The organism is Peribacillus sp. P4_C12 (assembly GCF_056402095.1).
In genome coordinates, this window is sequence record NZ_JBFUIB010000022.1 from 1 (window position 1) to 14,978 (window position 14,978).

The following is a 14,978-nucleotide window of genomic DNA, read 5'->3' on the forward strand; positions in this document are numbered from 1 at the left end:
GTGTATTCGTTAGGGTTTTCATCCATGATTAATGTGTATTCGTTAGGGTTTTCATCCATGATTAATGTGCCCATAAATTGATATTTAAATTGAAATGCTCGTGTTAAGGCAACGACATGGAGTAGTTTATTAAATAATTCGGGGTATGAATATTTAATTTTCTCCAAAGCTTCTTCGGTTGCTTGTAACTCATCGACACTAGATAAAGTGATCATAAATATCTCCTTTCTGAAAATATAGATTCCATCAGTAATTACAGTGCTTTTTACTCATACCAAGTCTAACTCCGCGGTTAAGTATTGTAAAATGGTTAGATGTTATCATGAGCATAACTTAAATCTATGATAGTGCTTACATGTCTAATGCTTTACTATCAAGGTAGTTAATCTTTATGAGTTAACGCTTCTCTTGTATATTTTAGCCATTCTTTTGCCGCATATGAAAGGTATTGATCCTTACTCCAAATGAATCCTAAGTTCCAACTAATGGAAGGGTTTTTGACCTTAATGGACTTGATGCGGTTATCATGGCGGCATAAACTTTCCGGTAAAAGAGCGATTCCAAGATTACAGTAAACCATTTCCTCTATAAAATCCCAACGTGAGCTTTCTGTGACAATGTGTGGAGAATAACCAGCTTCTTTACAGGACGAAATTATGAGATCACGCAAGACATAATCTTTATTAAATAAGATAAAAGACTCGTCTTCTAGGTCGGCCAAATCAATCTCTTCCCGACAAGCAAGTGGGTGGGAGGGGGGCACAATCAAATTAATGTCTTCTTCTAAAAAGGCAAAATGATGAAAAAGTACGGTGTTAGTTGGTAGGACTATTACGCCAATGTCGAGTAAGTCATTTTGGACAGATTCTTCAATTTTCTTTGAGCCATCCTCTACTAATTGAAAGGTAATATTAGGATAATCCTCATGGAAACGGCTAAGAATTCGGGGGAAGAAGGAGGCGTCAATAATCGGCGGTAATCCGATTCGTATATGTCCCTTTTTCAAGCCTAATAAATTGTCCATTTCTGTTTCTAAATTATGAAAGGCTTTATCAATCAATTTTGCCTGCTCTAATACAACCCTTCCGGCATCAGTCAGAATCAGTTGTTTACGGGAACGATCAAAAAGTTCAACACCAAGCTCAGTTTCCAAGTTTTTGATCATCTTACTGATGGTCGGCTGAGTAATGAATAAATGATCCGCTGCCCGAGTAAAGCTATTGAAATTGGTAACCTCTATAAAGTATTGTAAATGCTTAATATCCATCACTTCACCTGCTTATCCTCTTTTAAATTTCTTTCATTTTACCTGTTAACAGAAGGGTTTGTAAAACATGAGAAGCTTTGTTGGTAAGATTTCCTCTTTGTTTCGTGAGCGTATAAAAAAGCTGGGCTCCAAATAAGAGCCCAGCTTCTTCTAATTGGTAAAAAGTCATAGGGTTGTCGCAAATTGTTTATTTAACTAATAAGACAGGTACCGGAGAATTCTGGACGATATAGTGGCTGACGCTTCCTAGGAATTCCTTGAATCCACTTAAGCCTCTGCTGCCCATTATGATAAGGTCGCAATTTTGAGATTTCGCATGTTCCAACAAAGTAGTGATAGCTGAACCTTCTACGACAAAAGACTGAGATGCATTAGGAATTTCGGATAACAGTGCATCCGCTTTTTCGATAACTTCGTTGCCATACTTAAGCATGGCTTCTTCAATTTCTTGAAAAGCATTGCCATATATATTTGGATGGATTGGAAGTGTAACAGCGTGAAGTACCTGAATTTCAATAGCAGGATCCAGCTTCGCTAATTCAATCGCTTTTTCTAAAGATTTACGTGCTAATTCAGATTCATCATAAGCAACTAATATTCTTGAGCAGAGCATAATTAATCCGTCCCTTCATTTAAAAAGAATATACCCATAGTATATCAGTTTATAACTTTCATTCAGTTTTATATATTTAAAATTTTGTGAATATTTATTGAAGTTAACGTTAACGTCAATGTTAAGATAAGGTAAATAATCCCTTTGCAAAGTGTGGTTTTAACATGTACACCATTTCTGAGTTAGCAAAAGAATTTGATTTGACAACAAGAACACTACGATATTATGAGGAACTAGGTATGCTAAGGCCAAAGCGGACCGAAACCGGAAAAAGAGTATATGGAAAGAAAGAACATGCTCAACTTAAAATCATTATGCGTGGCAAGAAGTATGGCTTTTCTTTAGTTGAAATAAAGGATATTGTTCTGCTATTTGATAAGGACAGGACGGGTATTAAGCAATTGGAGAAAACAATTGATACAGCTGGACAGAAATTAAATGAAATAAATGAACGTATTAAAGAGCTTGATGAATTGAAGCAGGATTTTGAACAGGTGATTAAAGGTTTTACCGAAACACTTCATAGCTTAAAAAGTAAACAGTGAACCAGGCATTTCAAGCAGCAAAACCATCAGAATAAAAATACTTCAAAGTATAATATTGAAATGAGTTTTGACGATAGGTAAAGATGAATATATATTCTAGACGAATACAAATGAGGTGAAGATTTGGATATTCAAGAAACTATTGCAGTAGTGACAGGTGGGGCTTCAGGTCTGGGAGCGGCCACTGTAAGAAACATCATTAAAAAAGGTGGAAAAGCCGTTATCTGTGACCTCTCAGAAGAAAATGGCGTCAAAATGGTCGAGGAATTAGGAGATTCAGTCATATTTATTAAAACAGATGTGGCAAGTGAAGAAAGTGTACTAGAAGCGTTGGAACAGGGAATTGAAAAATTTGGATCAATTAACACAATTATCAATTGCGCTGGCATTGCGATTGCTGAAAAGGTCATCGGAAGAAAAGGTACGCATGAATTGAAAGCGTTCTCAAAAGTTGTGACGGTTAACTTGATCGGTACATTTAATGTAATTCGTCTTGCGGCAGAAAAAATGGTCAATAACCAAGCAAACGAAGAGGGGGAGCGTGGTGTCATTATCAACACAGCGTCGGTAGCTGCATTTGAAGGACAAATCGGACAAGCGGCATATAGTGCCTCAAAGAGTGGGATTGTCGGTATGACTCTTCCGATTGCAAGGGAGCTTGCTTCCAAAGGGATACGTGTCGTATCGATTGCACCGGGGTTATTTCATACACCGATGTTTGATTCATTACCTGAAGAAGCGAGGGCGTCATTAGGGAAAACCGTGCCATTTCCATCAAGGCTCGGATATCCGGAAGAGTACGCTAAACTTACGGAAAGCATTATTACGAATCCTATGCTGAATGGAGAAACGATTCGGTTGGACGGGGCCATTCGAATGTCACCTAGATAAGATAGGTTCAAATCCTACCGGGAAATTTTAAATAATGGATTAGAAAACTAAAGTATATTTTCTATAAAAAGGAAAAGGTTGATACGAAAAAGCTAATGGCAGAGGAGATAGTGCAGATGAAACATCCATACTTAAGTGAAGATCACGAGATTTTCCGTAAATCATTACGCAAGTTTTTAGAGAAAGAAGCGGTTCCCTATTATGAACAATGGGAAGAAGACCGTATTATTCCTCGTTCGTTTTGGAGGAAAATGGGGGAGCAAGGCTTTTTATGTCCGGATCTTGGAGAAGAGTATGGGGGTTCTGAAGTAGATTGGGGCTTTGCGGTCATAATTAATGAAGAACTAGAAAGAGTGGGTTCAGGTTTCATAGGCTTCGGGCTCCATAGTGATATTACGGTTCCGTATATTTCCGCATACGGAAATGATGAGCAGAAACAGCGCTGGCTCCCTAAATGCACGACAGGGGAAATCATTACAGCCATCGCCATGACAGAGCCGGGAACAGGTTCGGATTTGGCCAATATTAAAACGACTGCGATTTTGGATGGAGATCATTACATACTAAACGGCCAAAAAACATTCATCACAAATGGGATTCATTCGGATCTGGTCATCGTGGCTTGTAAAACGGATCCAAATGCTGTTCCGAAGCATAAAGGCGTCAGTTTAGTCGTGGTTGAAAGAGATACTCCGGGATTCACCAGGGGACGAAAACTGAAGAAGCTTGGTTTGCATTGTCAGGATACAGCAGAACTTATCTTTGAAGATTGTCGTGTACCAAAGGAAAACTTGCTAGGTGAAGAAGGCACAGGGTTTAAGTATTTAATGGAGAAATTGCAGCAGGAACGTCTTGTCGTAGCAATTTGTGCCCAAACCGCATCCGAGGATATGCTAGCGGATACGATTGAGTACGTCAAAAGCAGGGAAGCGTTCGGGAAATCAGTGAGTCAGTTCCAGAACACTCAATTTAAAATCGCAGAAATGGCCACTGAAATTAAAATGGGCCGAGTTTTCCTGGATCAATTGATTGCTAATCATATGGCGGGTGAACAGGTGGTCACAGAAGTATCGATGGCTAAATGGCGTTTGACAGAGACTGCCCGGAAAATATCCATTGAATGCATGCAGCTTCATGGTGGCTATGGTTATATGGAAGAATACAAGATTGCTAGAAGGTATCGTGATGTGCCGGTAGCAAGCATCTATGCGGGTACAAATGAAATCATGAAGAAAATCATAGCAAAGAACATTGGACTTTAAAAAACAAAATGAGAAGGGGAGAGATTACATGCGGGAAGTGGTAATTGTTGAGGGAATTCGTACTCCGGTTGGCAGAAGAAACGGTGTCTTAAAGGATGTTCGCCCAGATGATTTAGCAGGTGAAGTATTAAAGAGGCTGGTTGAAATAGCAGGCATCGATCATGCTATCATCGATGATGTCATTTTAGGCTGTGTTTCGCAGGCTGGGGAGCAAGCCGGAGATATTGCTCGGATTGCTGCTCTGATTGCCGGCTATCCGATTGAAGTGCCAGGTACGACAATTGACCGACAATGCGGATCGAGTCAGCAGGCTGTCCATTTCGCTTCCCAAGCCATTTTGTCAGGAGATATGGATGTGGTCGTAGCCGGAGGAGTAGAAAACATGTCTCGTGTCCCAATGGGTTCAAATTATCAAGGAGCTGAAACAAGTCAAAAGTATTTAAACAGCTACGAGGTAATCAACCAAGGTTTATCGGCTGAAAGAATCGCAGAAAAGTGGGGAATCACCCGTGAGGAATGTGATCAGTTTTCTGTTGAAAGCCATGAGAGGGCAATACGTGCTCAAAAGGAAGGCTATTTCGACCGTGAAATAATCACAGTTACAGGTACAGATAAATTAGGAAATCATATTGAAGTTACCGAAGACGAAGGGCCAAGGGGGGGAACTACGGTAGAAGTCCTTTCAGGATTGAAGGCAGTTTTTAAAGAAGAAGGATTAATCCATGCCGGGAACTCAAGCCAAATAAGTGACGGTGCTGCAGCTTTACTATTAATGGAGCGTAGTAAAGCAGAAGAGCTTGGATTGAAACCACGCTTTAAAGTGCATACACGGGTTGTTGTCGGATCAGATCCTACCTTAATGTTGACAGGTCCAATTCCTGCCACTCAAAAAGCATTGGAAAAAGCAGGTCTTTCCATTGATGATATCGATGTCTTTGAAGTTAATGAAGCCTTTGCTCCTGTACCGCTTGCCTGGTTAAAAGAAACAGGGGCCGACCCTAAGAAGCTAAATCCAAATGGAGGAGCGATTGCCTTAGGACACCCTCTTGGCGGCAGTGGTGCCCGTTTAATGGTTTCGATGATCCATGAATTAGAAAGAAGAGGCGGCCGATATGGATTACAAACAATGTGTGAAGGTCATGGAATGGCGAATGCTACCATTATTGAAAGAATAGATTGAGACGGTATTTTCTCGTGAATAACATTAGAAATTCACACGAAAGTAAAGGCTGAAAAAGTGATAAAGCCAACCATCAGGAGCATGACGTGAAATCATCCTGCTGATAGTGGGTTTACTTGAGGAGGAAATGATATGTCAGTAACGATTAAAAATATCTTTGATCAGACGGTTCAAAAATTCCCCATTAAAGAAGCTATCTACGACGTGAGAAGAAATATCCGCTATACCTACATTCAATGGAATGAGCAGGTGAATAGGTTGGCGGCGGCTCTCCAAGCAGAAGGTGTCCAAAAAGGGGACCGGGTCTCTACCTATCTTTATAATAATGAAGAACTTGCCACCGCATTTTTTGCCTGTGCAAAAATCGGTGCGGTCTTTAATCCAATCAACTTTCGCTTAATGGCAGAAGAGCTTGCATTCATCTTAAGTGATGCGGCGCCAAAGGTCGTTTTATTTGAAGGTGAATTGGAATCGACTGTGGCAGCTGTTGAAAAACGCTTCCCTGAAATAGCATTCTGGTATATTGATGAGAATGTGCCTCGCTATGCCGAAGGATATCGCCAAAAAATGGTCAGTACATCTTCTAAGCCTGTTGATGTGGACATTCACGAGAATGATGTCTATGCCATTATGTATACAAGCGGGACGACCGGACGACCAAAAGGAGTTATTCACCTTCATAAAGATATGGTCAAGCAGGCTGAGATTTTAGCAGAGGCGATGAAGTATGAAAGCAGTGATATTGGTTTGATTACCGCTCCAATGTTTCATTGTGCGGAATTGCACTGTTCATTTTTACCGCGCGTGCAGGTTGGTGCAACGAATGTAGTTCTTCATCAGTTCAATCCTAAAAAGGTACTAGAACTGTTTGAATCCGAAGGGATTACCAAACTATTTGCGGCACCAACGATGTGGAATATGCTTATTCAGGAAAATCTAAATGATTATAAATTTCAAAGTTTGAAGCTGGGACTATATGGAGCCGCTCCAATGGCGCCTACGCTTGTACTTGCTTGTCAGGAAAAATTGGGCATTCAATTTATCCAGGCATATGGAATGACGGAAATGGGTCCGGCCATCACTCTTCTATTAGAGGATGATCAAATAATTAAAGCTGGTTCTGCCGGCCAAGCGTGCCGCGATCATGAAATCGTCATTGCCCGTCCAAATGACGAAGGCCCATCGGATCCTGATGATGTACTTGAACCCGGGGAAGTCGGGGAAATTCTTGTGAAAGGCCCTTGCATCATGAAAGGGTACTTTCAAAGAGATGGAGAGACAGAGAGAGCGCTTTACAGAGGCTGGTACCATTCCGGGGATATAGGTTTCCTTGATGAAGATGGATATTTGTGGGTCAAAGATCGTGTGGATGACATGATTATCTCTGGTGGCGAAAATGTGTATCCACGTGAAGTGGAAGACACACTTTATGAGCATCAAGGAGTTCTCGACTGTGCAGTACTTGGTCAGCCTGATGATAAATGGGGAGAAACGGTAACGGCCTTTGTAGTAGCTAAAGATCCGTTATTGACGGAAAGTGATTTAGAAGACTGGTGTAAGAACAGCGATACACTTGCTAACTATAAACGTCCAAGAAGATATATCTTCTGTAAAGAGTTACCTCGAAACGCAAGTGGGAAAATTCAAAAATTCATGCTCCGTAAACAGTTGGAAGAAACTGTGGCTGAATAACAAAAGGTGGGGAAACCTCCTTTGTTTTAAGCAGAATGGATTTTTAATGAAAATAAATAATCCAATCAAATCATCATTTTAGGGTAGTGTTTTTTTATGTAAGAAAAAGAAAAGTTATCCACAAATGAAATGCAGTTGAATCAATGAGATCATAGTGTTATCCACACTATCCACATAGTTATCCAGAAATTACATTATTTAGATGTTCATACCGCAAGACAAAATACTATTATATGTCAGTATTTTCAGAAAATATCCACAATATACACAGGGGTGTGGATAAGACGGTGTCAGTAAGTTAATTTAAGGGGCTGACTAACAGCCCCCTAAGTTGTAAAAGTTATAATTTGCGGTTATGGGCACGGCGATTAGCCGCATTGGATCGCGCTTGTGCTTCAATATCTTGTTGGTCAGCCAGTTCTGAAGAATATTCGACATCAAGTCCGTCACTTTTTAGGTTTTTAGGAACTTGTGGAAGTTTTTGAGCGTTATTGTCTCGATTATTATTGCGTCCCATATCAGCGCCCCCTTAGAGTAAAGAAATAAATAAGCTAGCGATGATTTTCTTAATCAATCGCTAGCTTATTTTGTGCTGAATGGTAGATCAAAATGTACGGAAAAATACTCCAAACTTAACGGCGAGATTTCTTCACGTTAAATCCGCCTGCTCGGTCTGCATTTTTAAATTCTCGAGAATAATGAATTGCTTGCGTGCTCGTTAAGGTACTTTTTTCTTTTTCCTGTTTTTTGGGCAATTAGATCATCTCCATTTCACTTGATATCCCTATTTTTTCCTAAAAAGTTTCATTCATACATGAGAATTTTCTTTTAAGATATTGTGTAAAGCCGTATTAAGGGTTGGAAAAGTGAACGTGAATTCTTCCTCTGCAAGTTTATTAGGAAGGACTTTTTGGCCTTCTAGCACAAGTATGCTCATTTCACCGAGCATGGTTTTTAGCATGAAGGGAGGAACAGGTAACCAATGAGGCCGGTGCATGATAGTACCAATTTCTTTTCCGAATTTATCCATTTGAACCGGATTAGGTGCTGTGAAATTGACAGGACCTTGAATGTGTTGATTGTTCATACAAAAAACAATTGCACGGGCGACGTCGTAAATATGAATCCAGGAAAGCCACTGACTTCCTTTGCCCATTTTTCCTCCGCCGAAAAGTTTATAAGGAAGAACCATCATTGGCAGTGCACCATCTTTTTCCCCTAGAATCACACCAAACCTTGTAAGGACAACTCGCTTACTGTATGAGCGGGATTTGGTTGCTTCTTTTTCCCATAGCTTAACTGTACGAGCCAAGAAATCATCACCGATGGAATCAGAGGCTTCAGTAAAGGTCTCATGATCAGAGATACCATAAAAACCCACTGCACTTGCATTGATAATGACAGAAACTTTATCGGGAAGCTTAGAAAGGATCCGGTTCATTTCTTTGGAAGCTTCAACTCTGCTTTCGACAATCCGGCGTTTTCGTTCCGGGGTCCAACGCCCACTGTTTAAAGACTCACCGGCAAGGTTAACGAACACATCAAGGCCTTCTAAATTTTGTTCAGGGCTTGAGTCTGGGGTCAGCCAGCCGATATATTGGAGATTTTCCCGTCTTTTATATTTGTCAGGATGACGTGTCAATATATATAAATCATGATTTTCTTTTAATAATTCATCGATAAGGGCTGTGCCGACAAAACCACTTCCACCAGCAATAGCTATTTTCATGAAAATCACTTCCTTTTTCCTGTCTTTTATTCACTTTAACATGCCCTTGTTCTTTTTTCATTTTTAGACATGCTATATATAGAAAAGGTACTCGTAAAGGGGTAAAGTAGGGATGGGGGTGGATTTTATGCCAAACATAACAAAAATAACAACCCAAAAAAAACGTAAAGATCGTTATAACATATTTGTTGATGAAAAATATGCGTTTAGTGTGGACGAAGAAGTTTTATTGAAATTTCACTTGAAAAAGGGTACTGCACTTGATGATCTGCTTCTGGCTGAAATACAATTCCATGATGAAATTCAAAAGGCATTTACGGATGCTCTTAATTATTTATCATACCGCATGCGTTCAGAATCGGAAATTCGTCTTTATTTAAAAAAGAAGGAAATAGAAGAACCGATTATAAAGGAAGCGATACATAAGCTATACAGCTTTAACTATTTAGATGATCTTGAATTTTCCAAGGCTTACGTGCGGACCCATGTAAACGGAGGCAATAAAGGGCCTACTACCCTTAAGATGGAGCTGAAGGAAAAAGGAATACAAGAAAAGCTAGTTGTGGAGGCTTTGAAGGAATACCCCTATGATATTCAAATTGAGCATGCGAAAAAGCTTGCGGGAAAATCAGTGAAAAAAGAGAAAAACATCTCGGAACGAGCTTTAAGGCAGAAGCTTGAACAGACATTGACACGAAAGGGTTTTCCAAGAGATGTCATTCTCGAGGCACTTGAGGATGTGACGGTAGAAAAGGATGCAGATGAACAATGGGATTCGCTATGTCATCATGCAGAAAAGATGCAGCGCCGCTATAAAAACTATGAAGGCTTCGAATATGAACAAAAGATGAAGCAGGCATTATACCGAAAAGGTTTTCCAATAGAATTAATTGACCGATATCTATCCAATTCAGACATGGAATAAGTACATCGATAGCCAAATCGCAAAATTTTGTTTAATATAGAAGTAAATTAATATTTAATTTAAGGAGCCATATATATGAGCGACKTAAGATACAGCAAGTTGTCGGCCTATGAACTACAACAGGAAATTGCAGCGTTAACCGAAAAAGCGAGAAAAGCTGAGCAATTAGGGATGGTTAACGAATTCTCGGTGTTGGAACGCAAAGTAACTATGGCCAAAGCCTATCTGTTAAATCCGGATGATTTTAAAAAAGGTGAAATTTATCAAATTGAAGGCGATCCGGGAGTCTATTTCAAAATTGATTATATGAATGGTGTATTCGCCTGGGGATACCGTTTGGGTGGAAGCGGGAAGGAAGAAGCACTGCCGATTTCTATGTTGAGATAATTGAAGGAACCGGGAGGACCCGATTCCTTCTGAAGTGTTCTATTGTTTCTAATTCGATCGCTCGTTTGATGCTTTCATCCGTTCTTGAGGGTGTGTGTTAATGCTGCCATCGGCTCGCTTTGAAGCATATCTCGCCTTTGCACGAGGCTTACCTTGAATGTTGGGGAATCCTTTTTGTTTATTTCGCAAGTTTTTCTCCTCCAAACATCAGAATTAAAAATAAGCGTTTCCGCTTACTACTAGTATGGGTAAAGTACAGTAAAGTTCAGTCTGTAAAAATATTGGCAATGAGGTGGTTCTAATGAATGATTACCATGAAAGGTTAACCAAGATCCTGCTTGAGAAAAATGATCACATCACGTATGAGCAAGCTTTAACTTGGGTGGAATTATTATGGGAAGATTTCGAAGCGACCTATGCAAAAGCTGGGCATGAGTATGCTGGCGAAGAAATGACATCACGGGTTGTCCAGACCTGGATTGATAATTACGGTGAACAATTCCACGAATTCATTGCGAAAAATCCTAAATATAAGCATTTATTAAATCAACAGAATCGACTGCATTAAAAAAGCTGATTCCAGCGGGTTTCCCCTGGAATCAGCCTTTTTTCAATCTGCTTAGACCTACAAAATAATATTCAATTTCTTCTGCAGTTTCGCTTCACTAAAGATCCAACCGGTATACGAATTCAAGATATTTAGGTCGCTGTCTAAATGGACGACAGCTACAAAGGGGTAATACCCATTGCTTCGGTATCTTAAATCAATAAAACGGACTTCGTAATAGTCCTTAATTTGTTCGATTTCAAAGCGGTAAACAGGGGAAAAAGACAGAAAGGCAGCCAAATTGATATCAAGCTTGGCGGCTTCGAGAATTTTACTTTCAGGCAATGGAATTCGATCAAATGTATCAAGAATCGTCACATAACCATTATCAGCTCTCGCTACATAATAATGCTTTTCGGTAATCACGGCTATTTTCCAGCGATGAAAACGCATGGTCGGTGATAAAATAATTTTTCTTGCTCCCGGAATTTGCTGCTTAACAGCTCTTTTAATGAAAGCCTGTTCCCTGAACCTAGAGATATAATAGATCACGAGTATCCCGTAAATGGAGAGAAATAAATAGCCGGGAGGAAATCCATACCCCCACAATATCAAGCCGGCAACATGGATTCCAAAAATGAACGGGTCAAATGTATTGATGACCCCTAGAGCTACCCAATTGGAAGAAATAGGCCTTAGCGCCTGTGTTCCATAGGCATTAAAGATATCGACAAAAACATGAAGAAATACGGCTAAAAAGGTCCAAAGCCAAAGATGAAGGTAATTTGCTTCAGGTATGAAGGCGAAAAGTGCGCCGCTGATAATCAAGGGCCAAAGTAATACAGCGGGAATCGAATGTGTAATTCCACGGTGATTTCGTATATATACAGCGTTATTTCGTAATTTTAAAACGGTGTCAATGTCAGGAGCTTGTGATCCTAATATCGTACCTGCAATGACTGCACTTGCAGTAACTGGACTTTGCGCAATAACAGGATCTAATGTGGCAAGTCCTCCAAGAGCAATTCCCATGACAAAGTGAGTACCTGTATCCAAAAGTCTAACCTCCCTGCCACAATTTGAAAAAAAGATCTTCCTTAATCATACCGTATTTATATATTATCCATCAAATGAATATATTTTTGACTTATTTTTGTGAACTATTACAATAAAATAAATATGAACGATATAAAAAAAAAGAATGCCTACTATATGTATTCCCATTTTTAATAAAAGTGTAACATCTTTGGAGGAACTGAAGTGAAAGAAATAAATATCCCAACAATAGAAAAAATAAATATCGAGGCGTTTCAAAAAGATTTAGTTTCCTGGTTTCTCGAAGAACAAAGAGAATTGCCATGGAGGGAAAATAAGGATCCATACCGTGTTTGGGTTTCAGAAATTATGCTTCAGCAAACGCGAGTGGATACAGTCATTCCTTATTTTAACCGGTTTATAGACTGGTTTCCGACACTTGAGGATTTTGCCAATGCCGATGAAGAAAAAATATTAAAAGCATGGGAAGGGCTCGGTTACTATTCGCGGGTCAGGAACCTGCATAGTGCTGTTCAAGAGGTAAAGGCGTCATATAATGGTGTTGTACCAGATAGTCCCGAGGAAATTTCTAAGTTAAAAGGTGTTGGTCCTTATACAGCTGGAGCGATTCTGAGCATAGCTTATGGCAAGCCTGAACCTGCAGTGGATGGAAACGTCATGCGTGTGCTATCAAGGATATTAATGATTTATGAAGACATTGCTAAGCCAAAGACGCGAAAAACATTTGAAGCCGCGGTTCGTAAGCTGATTGATCACAACCATACATCTGCTTTCAATCAGGCCTTAATGGAACTGGGGGCTTTAATCTGCACACCTGGTAAGCCTGCCTGTCTGCTGTGCCCGGTTCAAAGTCACTGTCTTGCCTTTGAGGCAGGGGTTCAGTCAGAACTGCCGGTGAAAATCCAAAAGAAAAAAACGCGTGATGTACCAATTGTGGCTGTGCTATTAACGAATGAAAAAGGTGAATTTTTAATTCACAAGCGAGCATCTGAAGGATTGCTAGCAAACCTTTGGGAATATCCAAACTTCGAAAACCATACATCCCTTCAGCATAAACGGGAATTCTTTGAAAGTCGATTTCAAGAAATGTACGGTGTAAAACCGGAGATTACAGATCCGCTTGTGAAAATTGAACATGTTTTTTCACACCTTGTCTGGAAAGTCGATACGTATACCGGGACAGTCAAAGAAAAAATTAGTGAAGCGACGTTAATAGAGAATCAGCTGAAGTGGGTGAGTAAAACGGAGATGGAGGAGTTCGCGTTTCCGGTTTCACACCAAAAAATGATGAAGGCCTATAACGATAAAGAGGGTATCAATTAAGTTATCGTTTTTTTAATACCCTCCATACAACCAATTTAAATAGAAAAAGCAGTGTGTTCCGGATAAGATAGCACATTGTTTTTATGGTAATATAAGGATATGGAGGGGGCATATAAATGAAGGTAGTTTTTCAAGCATTTATTGGTTCAATAATTCTTCATGTGTTTTATTTTGTTAGTACGATGATAGTCGGATCTATAAAAACAAGCCAATATAAACCAGGAATTGAAAACGCATGGGGTCAAGTGGAGACACTTCAAAATGAAGTAGTCTTTGGTAAAGTTATTTCCCCTTCTGTTTACTTGTTATCCCTTGTAGGCGTAGCTCTGATATGCGGAATTATTATATTTTCCTATAAAAAAATCTTTACGGAGAGATAGCTCAATAAATATGAAAAGCCAGCAATGGTTCCTCTCAATAGTTTATACTCAAAAAGAGGCTATCCGCTAAGATACCCTCTTCTTTTTCGCTCAATTTTCAATTGTATCAAGTTAAATTAATCGTAGCTTGTTTCTGTTCCATGGGTGTAATTGGCTTCTTGTCTGTTAATTCCGCCTCTATTTTCAATTTCTTTGACGATTTCGGTATGGATACTCTGTCCTTCTTGGTTTAAATAAGGTACCATTTGTTGAAGGGAGTGATGAAAATAGGCAAGTTCACTATTTTCCCAATCCGATTTTTTCATCATCGACAACTCTGTCATATCACGTCCAACATACATAAAAAGTAACACTCCTTTTTTAAAGTGATGGGTGTTTACTCAGAAAGGATGAATAAACAAATGGAACAAAAAGTAGCGCTCGTTACAGGAAGCAGTAAAGGTCTAGGAAGAAGCACAGCATTAAGACTTGCAGAGGAAGGATACGACCTCGTTATTAATTATGCCCGGAGCAAGTCAAAAGCATTAGAGGTAGCGGCTGAAATTGAAGCATTGGGTCGTAAAGCCCTTGTAGTAAAAGCGAATGTCGGTGACGTTGCGAAAGTGAAAAGCATGTTTGAGGAAATCGATGCGTATTATGGACGTTTGGATATCTTCATCAATAATGCYGCATCAGGTGTGCAGCGCCCGTTAATGGAGCTTGAAGAAACCCATTGGAACTGGACAATGGATATCAATACAAAAGCCCTCCTTTTCTGTGCCCAGGAAGCGGCGAAATTGATGGAAAGGAATGGCGGAGGTAAAATTGTAAGTATCAGTTCACTTGGGTCCATCCGCTATTTGAAAAATTACACAGCTGTCGGAGTATCAAAAGCGGCGCTTGAAGCACTGACAAGATATTTAGCTGTTGAATTGGCTTCAATGAATATTTGTGTCAATGCCGTTTCAGGCGGTGTGATTGATACGGATGCGCTAAAATCTTTCCCGAATCGGGATGAAATGCTTGCTGAAGCAGCTGAACAGACTCCGGCTGGTCGGATGGTTGAGGTAGAAGATATGGTGAACACTATCCTATTCTTAATTTCCGATGGAGCAAGTATGATTCGCGGACAAACCTTAATTGTTGATGGAGGCATCTCTTTGCTTGTTTAATATAACTGGTAAAATTTAAATGTTTTTAGC

Annotated in this window: 19 protein-coding genes and 1 pseudogene; 11 read left to right on the forward strand and 9 right to left on the reverse strand. The window is 39.8% G+C overall.

Going from position 1 to position 14,978, the window contains the following annotated elements:
• From AC1DUW_RS06700 to AC1DUW_RS06710, 3 genes and pseudogenes are all read right to left on the reverse strand, one after another.
• Positions 1-215 (reverse strand): annotated as a pseudogene (locus AC1DUW_RS06700) (hypothetical protein); the annotation flags it as partial.
• Between the two features lie 167 nt (positions 216-382).
• On the reverse strand, positions 383-1,267 hold the full coding sequence (gene cidR / locus AC1DUW_RS06705) for a cidABC operon transcriptional activator CidR (RefSeq protein ID WP_056522223.1): 885 nt from the start codon (positions 1,265-1,267) through the stop codon (positions 383-385).
• 187 nt (positions 1,268-1,454) lie between these two features.
• Entirely contained in the window at positions 1,455-1,880 is a 426-nt protein-coding gene (locus tag AC1DUW_RS06710) for a universal stress protein (RefSeq protein WP_053344469.1), read from the reverse strand.
• Positions 1,881-2,044: 164 nt separating this feature from the next.
• Here AC1DUW_RS06710 and AC1DUW_RS06715 point away from each other — a divergent pair, with 164 nt between their 5' ends.
• The 5 genes from AC1DUW_RS06715 (at position 2,045) to AC1DUW_RS06735 (ending at position 7,450) form a co-directional block, all read left to right on the forward strand.
• Positions 2,045-2,425: a MerR family transcriptional regulator gene (locus tag AC1DUW_RS06715; RefSeq protein ID WP_053344470.1), complete on the forward strand. Its 381-nt coding sequence runs from the start codon at positions 2,045-2,047 to the stop codon at positions 2,423-2,425.
• 123 nt (positions 2,426-2,548) lie between these two features.
• Positions 2,549-3,316, forward strand: coding sequence for a 3-hydroxyacyl-CoA dehydrogenase (locus tag AC1DUW_RS06720; protein ID WP_477642244.1), 768 nt, complete (start codon positions 2,549-2,551; stop codon positions 3,314-3,316).
• A gap of 116 nt (positions 3,317-3,432) precedes the next feature.
• Complete coding sequence (locus tag AC1DUW_RS06725; protein ID WP_053344472.1) at positions 3,433-4,578, forward strand: acyl-CoA dehydrogenase family protein; 1,146 nt, start codon at positions 3,433-3,435, stop codon at positions 4,576-4,578.
• A gap of 28 nt (positions 4,579-4,606) precedes the next feature.
• Positions 4,607-5,758, forward strand: a complete 1,152-nt coding sequence (locus AC1DUW_RS06730) for a thiolase family protein (RefSeq protein ID WP_053344473.1) — start codon at positions 4,607-4,609, stop codon at positions 5,756-5,758.
• Between the two features lie 132 nt (positions 5,759-5,890).
• Positions 5,891-7,450, forward strand: a complete 1,560-nt coding sequence (locus AC1DUW_RS06735; protein ID WP_477642245.1) for a fatty acid--CoA ligase — start codon at positions 5,891-5,893, stop codon at positions 7,448-7,450.
• Between the two features lie 340 nt (positions 7,451-7,790).
• Here the strand turns inward: AC1DUW_RS06735 and AC1DUW_RS06740 are convergent, their stop codons facing one another.
• The 3 genes from AC1DUW_RS06740 to AC1DUW_RS06750 form a co-directional block, all read right to left on the reverse strand.
• Positions 7,791-7,967, reverse strand: a complete 177-nt coding sequence (locus AC1DUW_RS06740; RefSeq protein ID WP_082612836.1) for a YfhD family protein — start codon at positions 7,965-7,967, stop codon at positions 7,791-7,793.
• 115 nt (positions 7,968-8,082) lie between these two features.
• The gene (locus AC1DUW_RS06745) at positions 8,083-8,205 is read right to left on the reverse strand and encodes a YfhE family protein (protein ID WP_083450635.1); all 123 of its coding nucleotides are present in this window, start codon (positions 8,203-8,205) and stop codon (positions 8,083-8,085) included.
• A 53-nt stretch (positions 8,206-8,258) separates the two neighbouring features.
• Positions 8,259-9,179 (reverse strand): TIGR01777 family oxidoreductase, encoded by a 921-nt coding sequence (locus AC1DUW_RS06750; RefSeq protein WP_053344475.1) that lies wholly within the window; start codon positions 9,177-9,179, stop codon positions 8,259-8,261.
• A 127-nt stretch (positions 9,180-9,306) separates the two neighbouring features.
• Between AC1DUW_RS06750 and recX the strand changes: the two genes are divergently transcribed.
• Positions 9,307-10,104, forward strand: a complete 798-nt coding sequence (gene recX, locus AC1DUW_RS06755; RefSeq protein WP_053347942.1) for a recombination regulator RecX — start codon at positions 9,307-9,309, stop codon at positions 10,102-10,104.
• Positions 10,105-10,179: 75 nt separating this feature from the next.
• On the forward strand, positions 10,180-10,491 hold the full coding sequence (locus tag AC1DUW_RS06760) for a YfhH family protein (protein WP_477642246.1): 312 nt from the start codon (positions 10,180-10,182) through the stop codon (positions 10,489-10,491).
• 48 nt (positions 10,492-10,539) lie between these two features.
• On the opposite strand, the gene sspK is transcribed toward AC1DUW_RS06760, so the two are convergent.
• Complete coding sequence (gene sspK / locus AC1DUW_RS06765; protein WP_053344477.1) at positions 10,540-10,680, reverse strand: small, acid-soluble spore protein K; 141 nt, start codon at positions 10,678-10,680, stop codon at positions 10,540-10,542.
• Between the two features lie 112 nt (positions 10,681-10,792).
• Between sspK and AC1DUW_RS06770 the strand changes: the two genes are divergently transcribed.
• Positions 10,793-11,059 carry a YfhJ family protein gene (locus AC1DUW_RS06770; RefSeq protein WP_053344478.1) on the forward strand — a complete coding sequence of 89 codons (267 nt, stop codon included), beginning with the start codon at positions 10,793-10,795 and terminating at the stop codon, positions 11,057-11,059.
• Positions 11,060-11,116: 57 nt separating this feature from the next.
• Here the strand turns inward: AC1DUW_RS06770 and AC1DUW_RS06775 are convergent, their stop codons facing one another.
• Positions 11,117-12,094 carry a metal-dependent hydrolase gene (locus AC1DUW_RS06775; RefSeq protein WP_053344479.1) on the reverse strand — a complete coding sequence of 326 codons (978 nt, stop codon included), beginning with the start codon at positions 12,092-12,094 and terminating at the stop codon, positions 11,117-11,119.
• A 204-nt stretch (positions 12,095-12,298) separates the two neighbouring features.
• Between AC1DUW_RS06775 and mutY the strand changes: the two genes are divergently transcribed.
• Both mutY and AC1DUW_RS06785 read left to right on the forward strand, forming a co-directional pair.
• Complete coding sequence (gene mutY, locus AC1DUW_RS06780) at positions 12,299-13,417, forward strand: A/G-specific adenine glycosylase (RefSeq protein ID WP_190270329.1); 1,119 nt, start codon at positions 12,299-12,301, stop codon at positions 13,415-13,417.
• Between the two features lie 116 nt (positions 13,418-13,533).
• Complete coding sequence (locus AC1DUW_RS06785) at positions 13,534-13,797, forward strand: hypothetical protein (protein WP_053344481.1); 264 nt, start codon at positions 13,534-13,536, stop codon at positions 13,795-13,797.
• 116 nt (positions 13,798-13,913) lie between these two features.
• Here AC1DUW_RS06785 and AC1DUW_RS06790 read toward each other — a convergent pair whose 3' ends face one another.
• Complete coding sequence (locus AC1DUW_RS06790; RefSeq protein WP_053344482.1) at positions 13,914-14,138, reverse strand: hypothetical protein; 225 nt, start codon at positions 14,136-14,138, stop codon at positions 13,914-13,916.
• 60 nt (positions 14,139-14,198) lie between these two features.
• On the opposite strand from AC1DUW_RS06790, the gene fabL reads away from it, so the two are divergent.
• Positions 14,199-14,948 carry an enoyl-[acyl-carrier-protein] reductase FabL gene (gene fabL / locus AC1DUW_RS06795; RefSeq protein ID WP_053344483.1) on the forward strand — a complete coding sequence of 250 codons (750 nt, stop codon included), beginning with the start codon at positions 14,199-14,201 and terminating at the stop codon, positions 14,946-14,948.
• Positions 14,949-14,978: the final 30 nt, after the last annotated feature.

Excerpts from the sequence above, each read along its gene's own strand:
- AC1DUW_RS06750 (WP_053344475.1), bottom strand. The coding sequence starts at position 9,179 with ATGAAAATAGCTATTGCTGGTGGAAGTGGTTTTGTCGGCACAGCCCTT.
- AC1DUW_RS06790 (WP_053344482.1), bottom strand. The coding sequence starts at position 14,138 with ATGTATGTTGGACGTGATATGACAGAGTTGTCGATGATGAAAAAATCG.
- AC1DUW_RS06725 (WP_053344472.1), top strand. The coding sequence starts at position 3,433 with ATGAAACATCCATACTTAAGTGAAGATCACGAGATTTTCCGTAAATCA.
- AC1DUW_RS06785 (WP_053344481.1), top strand. The coding sequence starts at position 13,534 with ATGAAGGTAGTTTTTCAAGCATTTATTGGTTCAATAATTCTTCATGTG.
- AC1DUW_RS06715 (WP_053344470.1), top strand. The coding sequence starts at position 2,045 with ATGTACACCATTTCTGAGTTAGCAAAAGAATTTGATTTGACAACAAGA.
- recX (WP_053347942.1), top strand. The coding sequence starts at position 9,307 with ATGCCAAACATAACAAAAATAACAACCCAAAAAAAACGTAAAGATCGT.
- AC1DUW_RS06740 (WP_082612836.1), bottom strand. The coding sequence starts at position 7,967 with ATGGGACGCAATAATAATCGAGACAATAACGCTCAAAAACTTCCACAA.
- AC1DUW_RS06710 (WP_053344469.1), bottom strand. The coding sequence starts at position 1,880 with ATGCTCTGCTCAAGAATATTAGTTGCTTATGATGAATCTGAATTAGCA.
- cidR (WP_056522223.1), bottom strand. The coding sequence starts at position 1,267 with ATGGATATTAAGCATTTACAATACTTTATAGAGGTTACCAATTTCAAT.
- AC1DUW_RS06730 (WP_053344473.1), top strand. The coding sequence starts at position 4,607 with ATGCGGGAAGTGGTAATTGTTGAGGGAATTCGTACTCCGGTTGGCAGA.
- AC1DUW_RS06735 (WP_477642245.1), top strand. The coding sequence starts at position 5,891 with ATGTCAGTAACGATTAAAAATATCTTTGATCAGACGGTTCAAAAATTC.
- AC1DUW_RS06770 (WP_053344478.1), top strand. The coding sequence starts at position 10,793 with ATGAATGATTACCATGAAAGGTTAACCAAGATCCTGCTTGAGAAAAAT.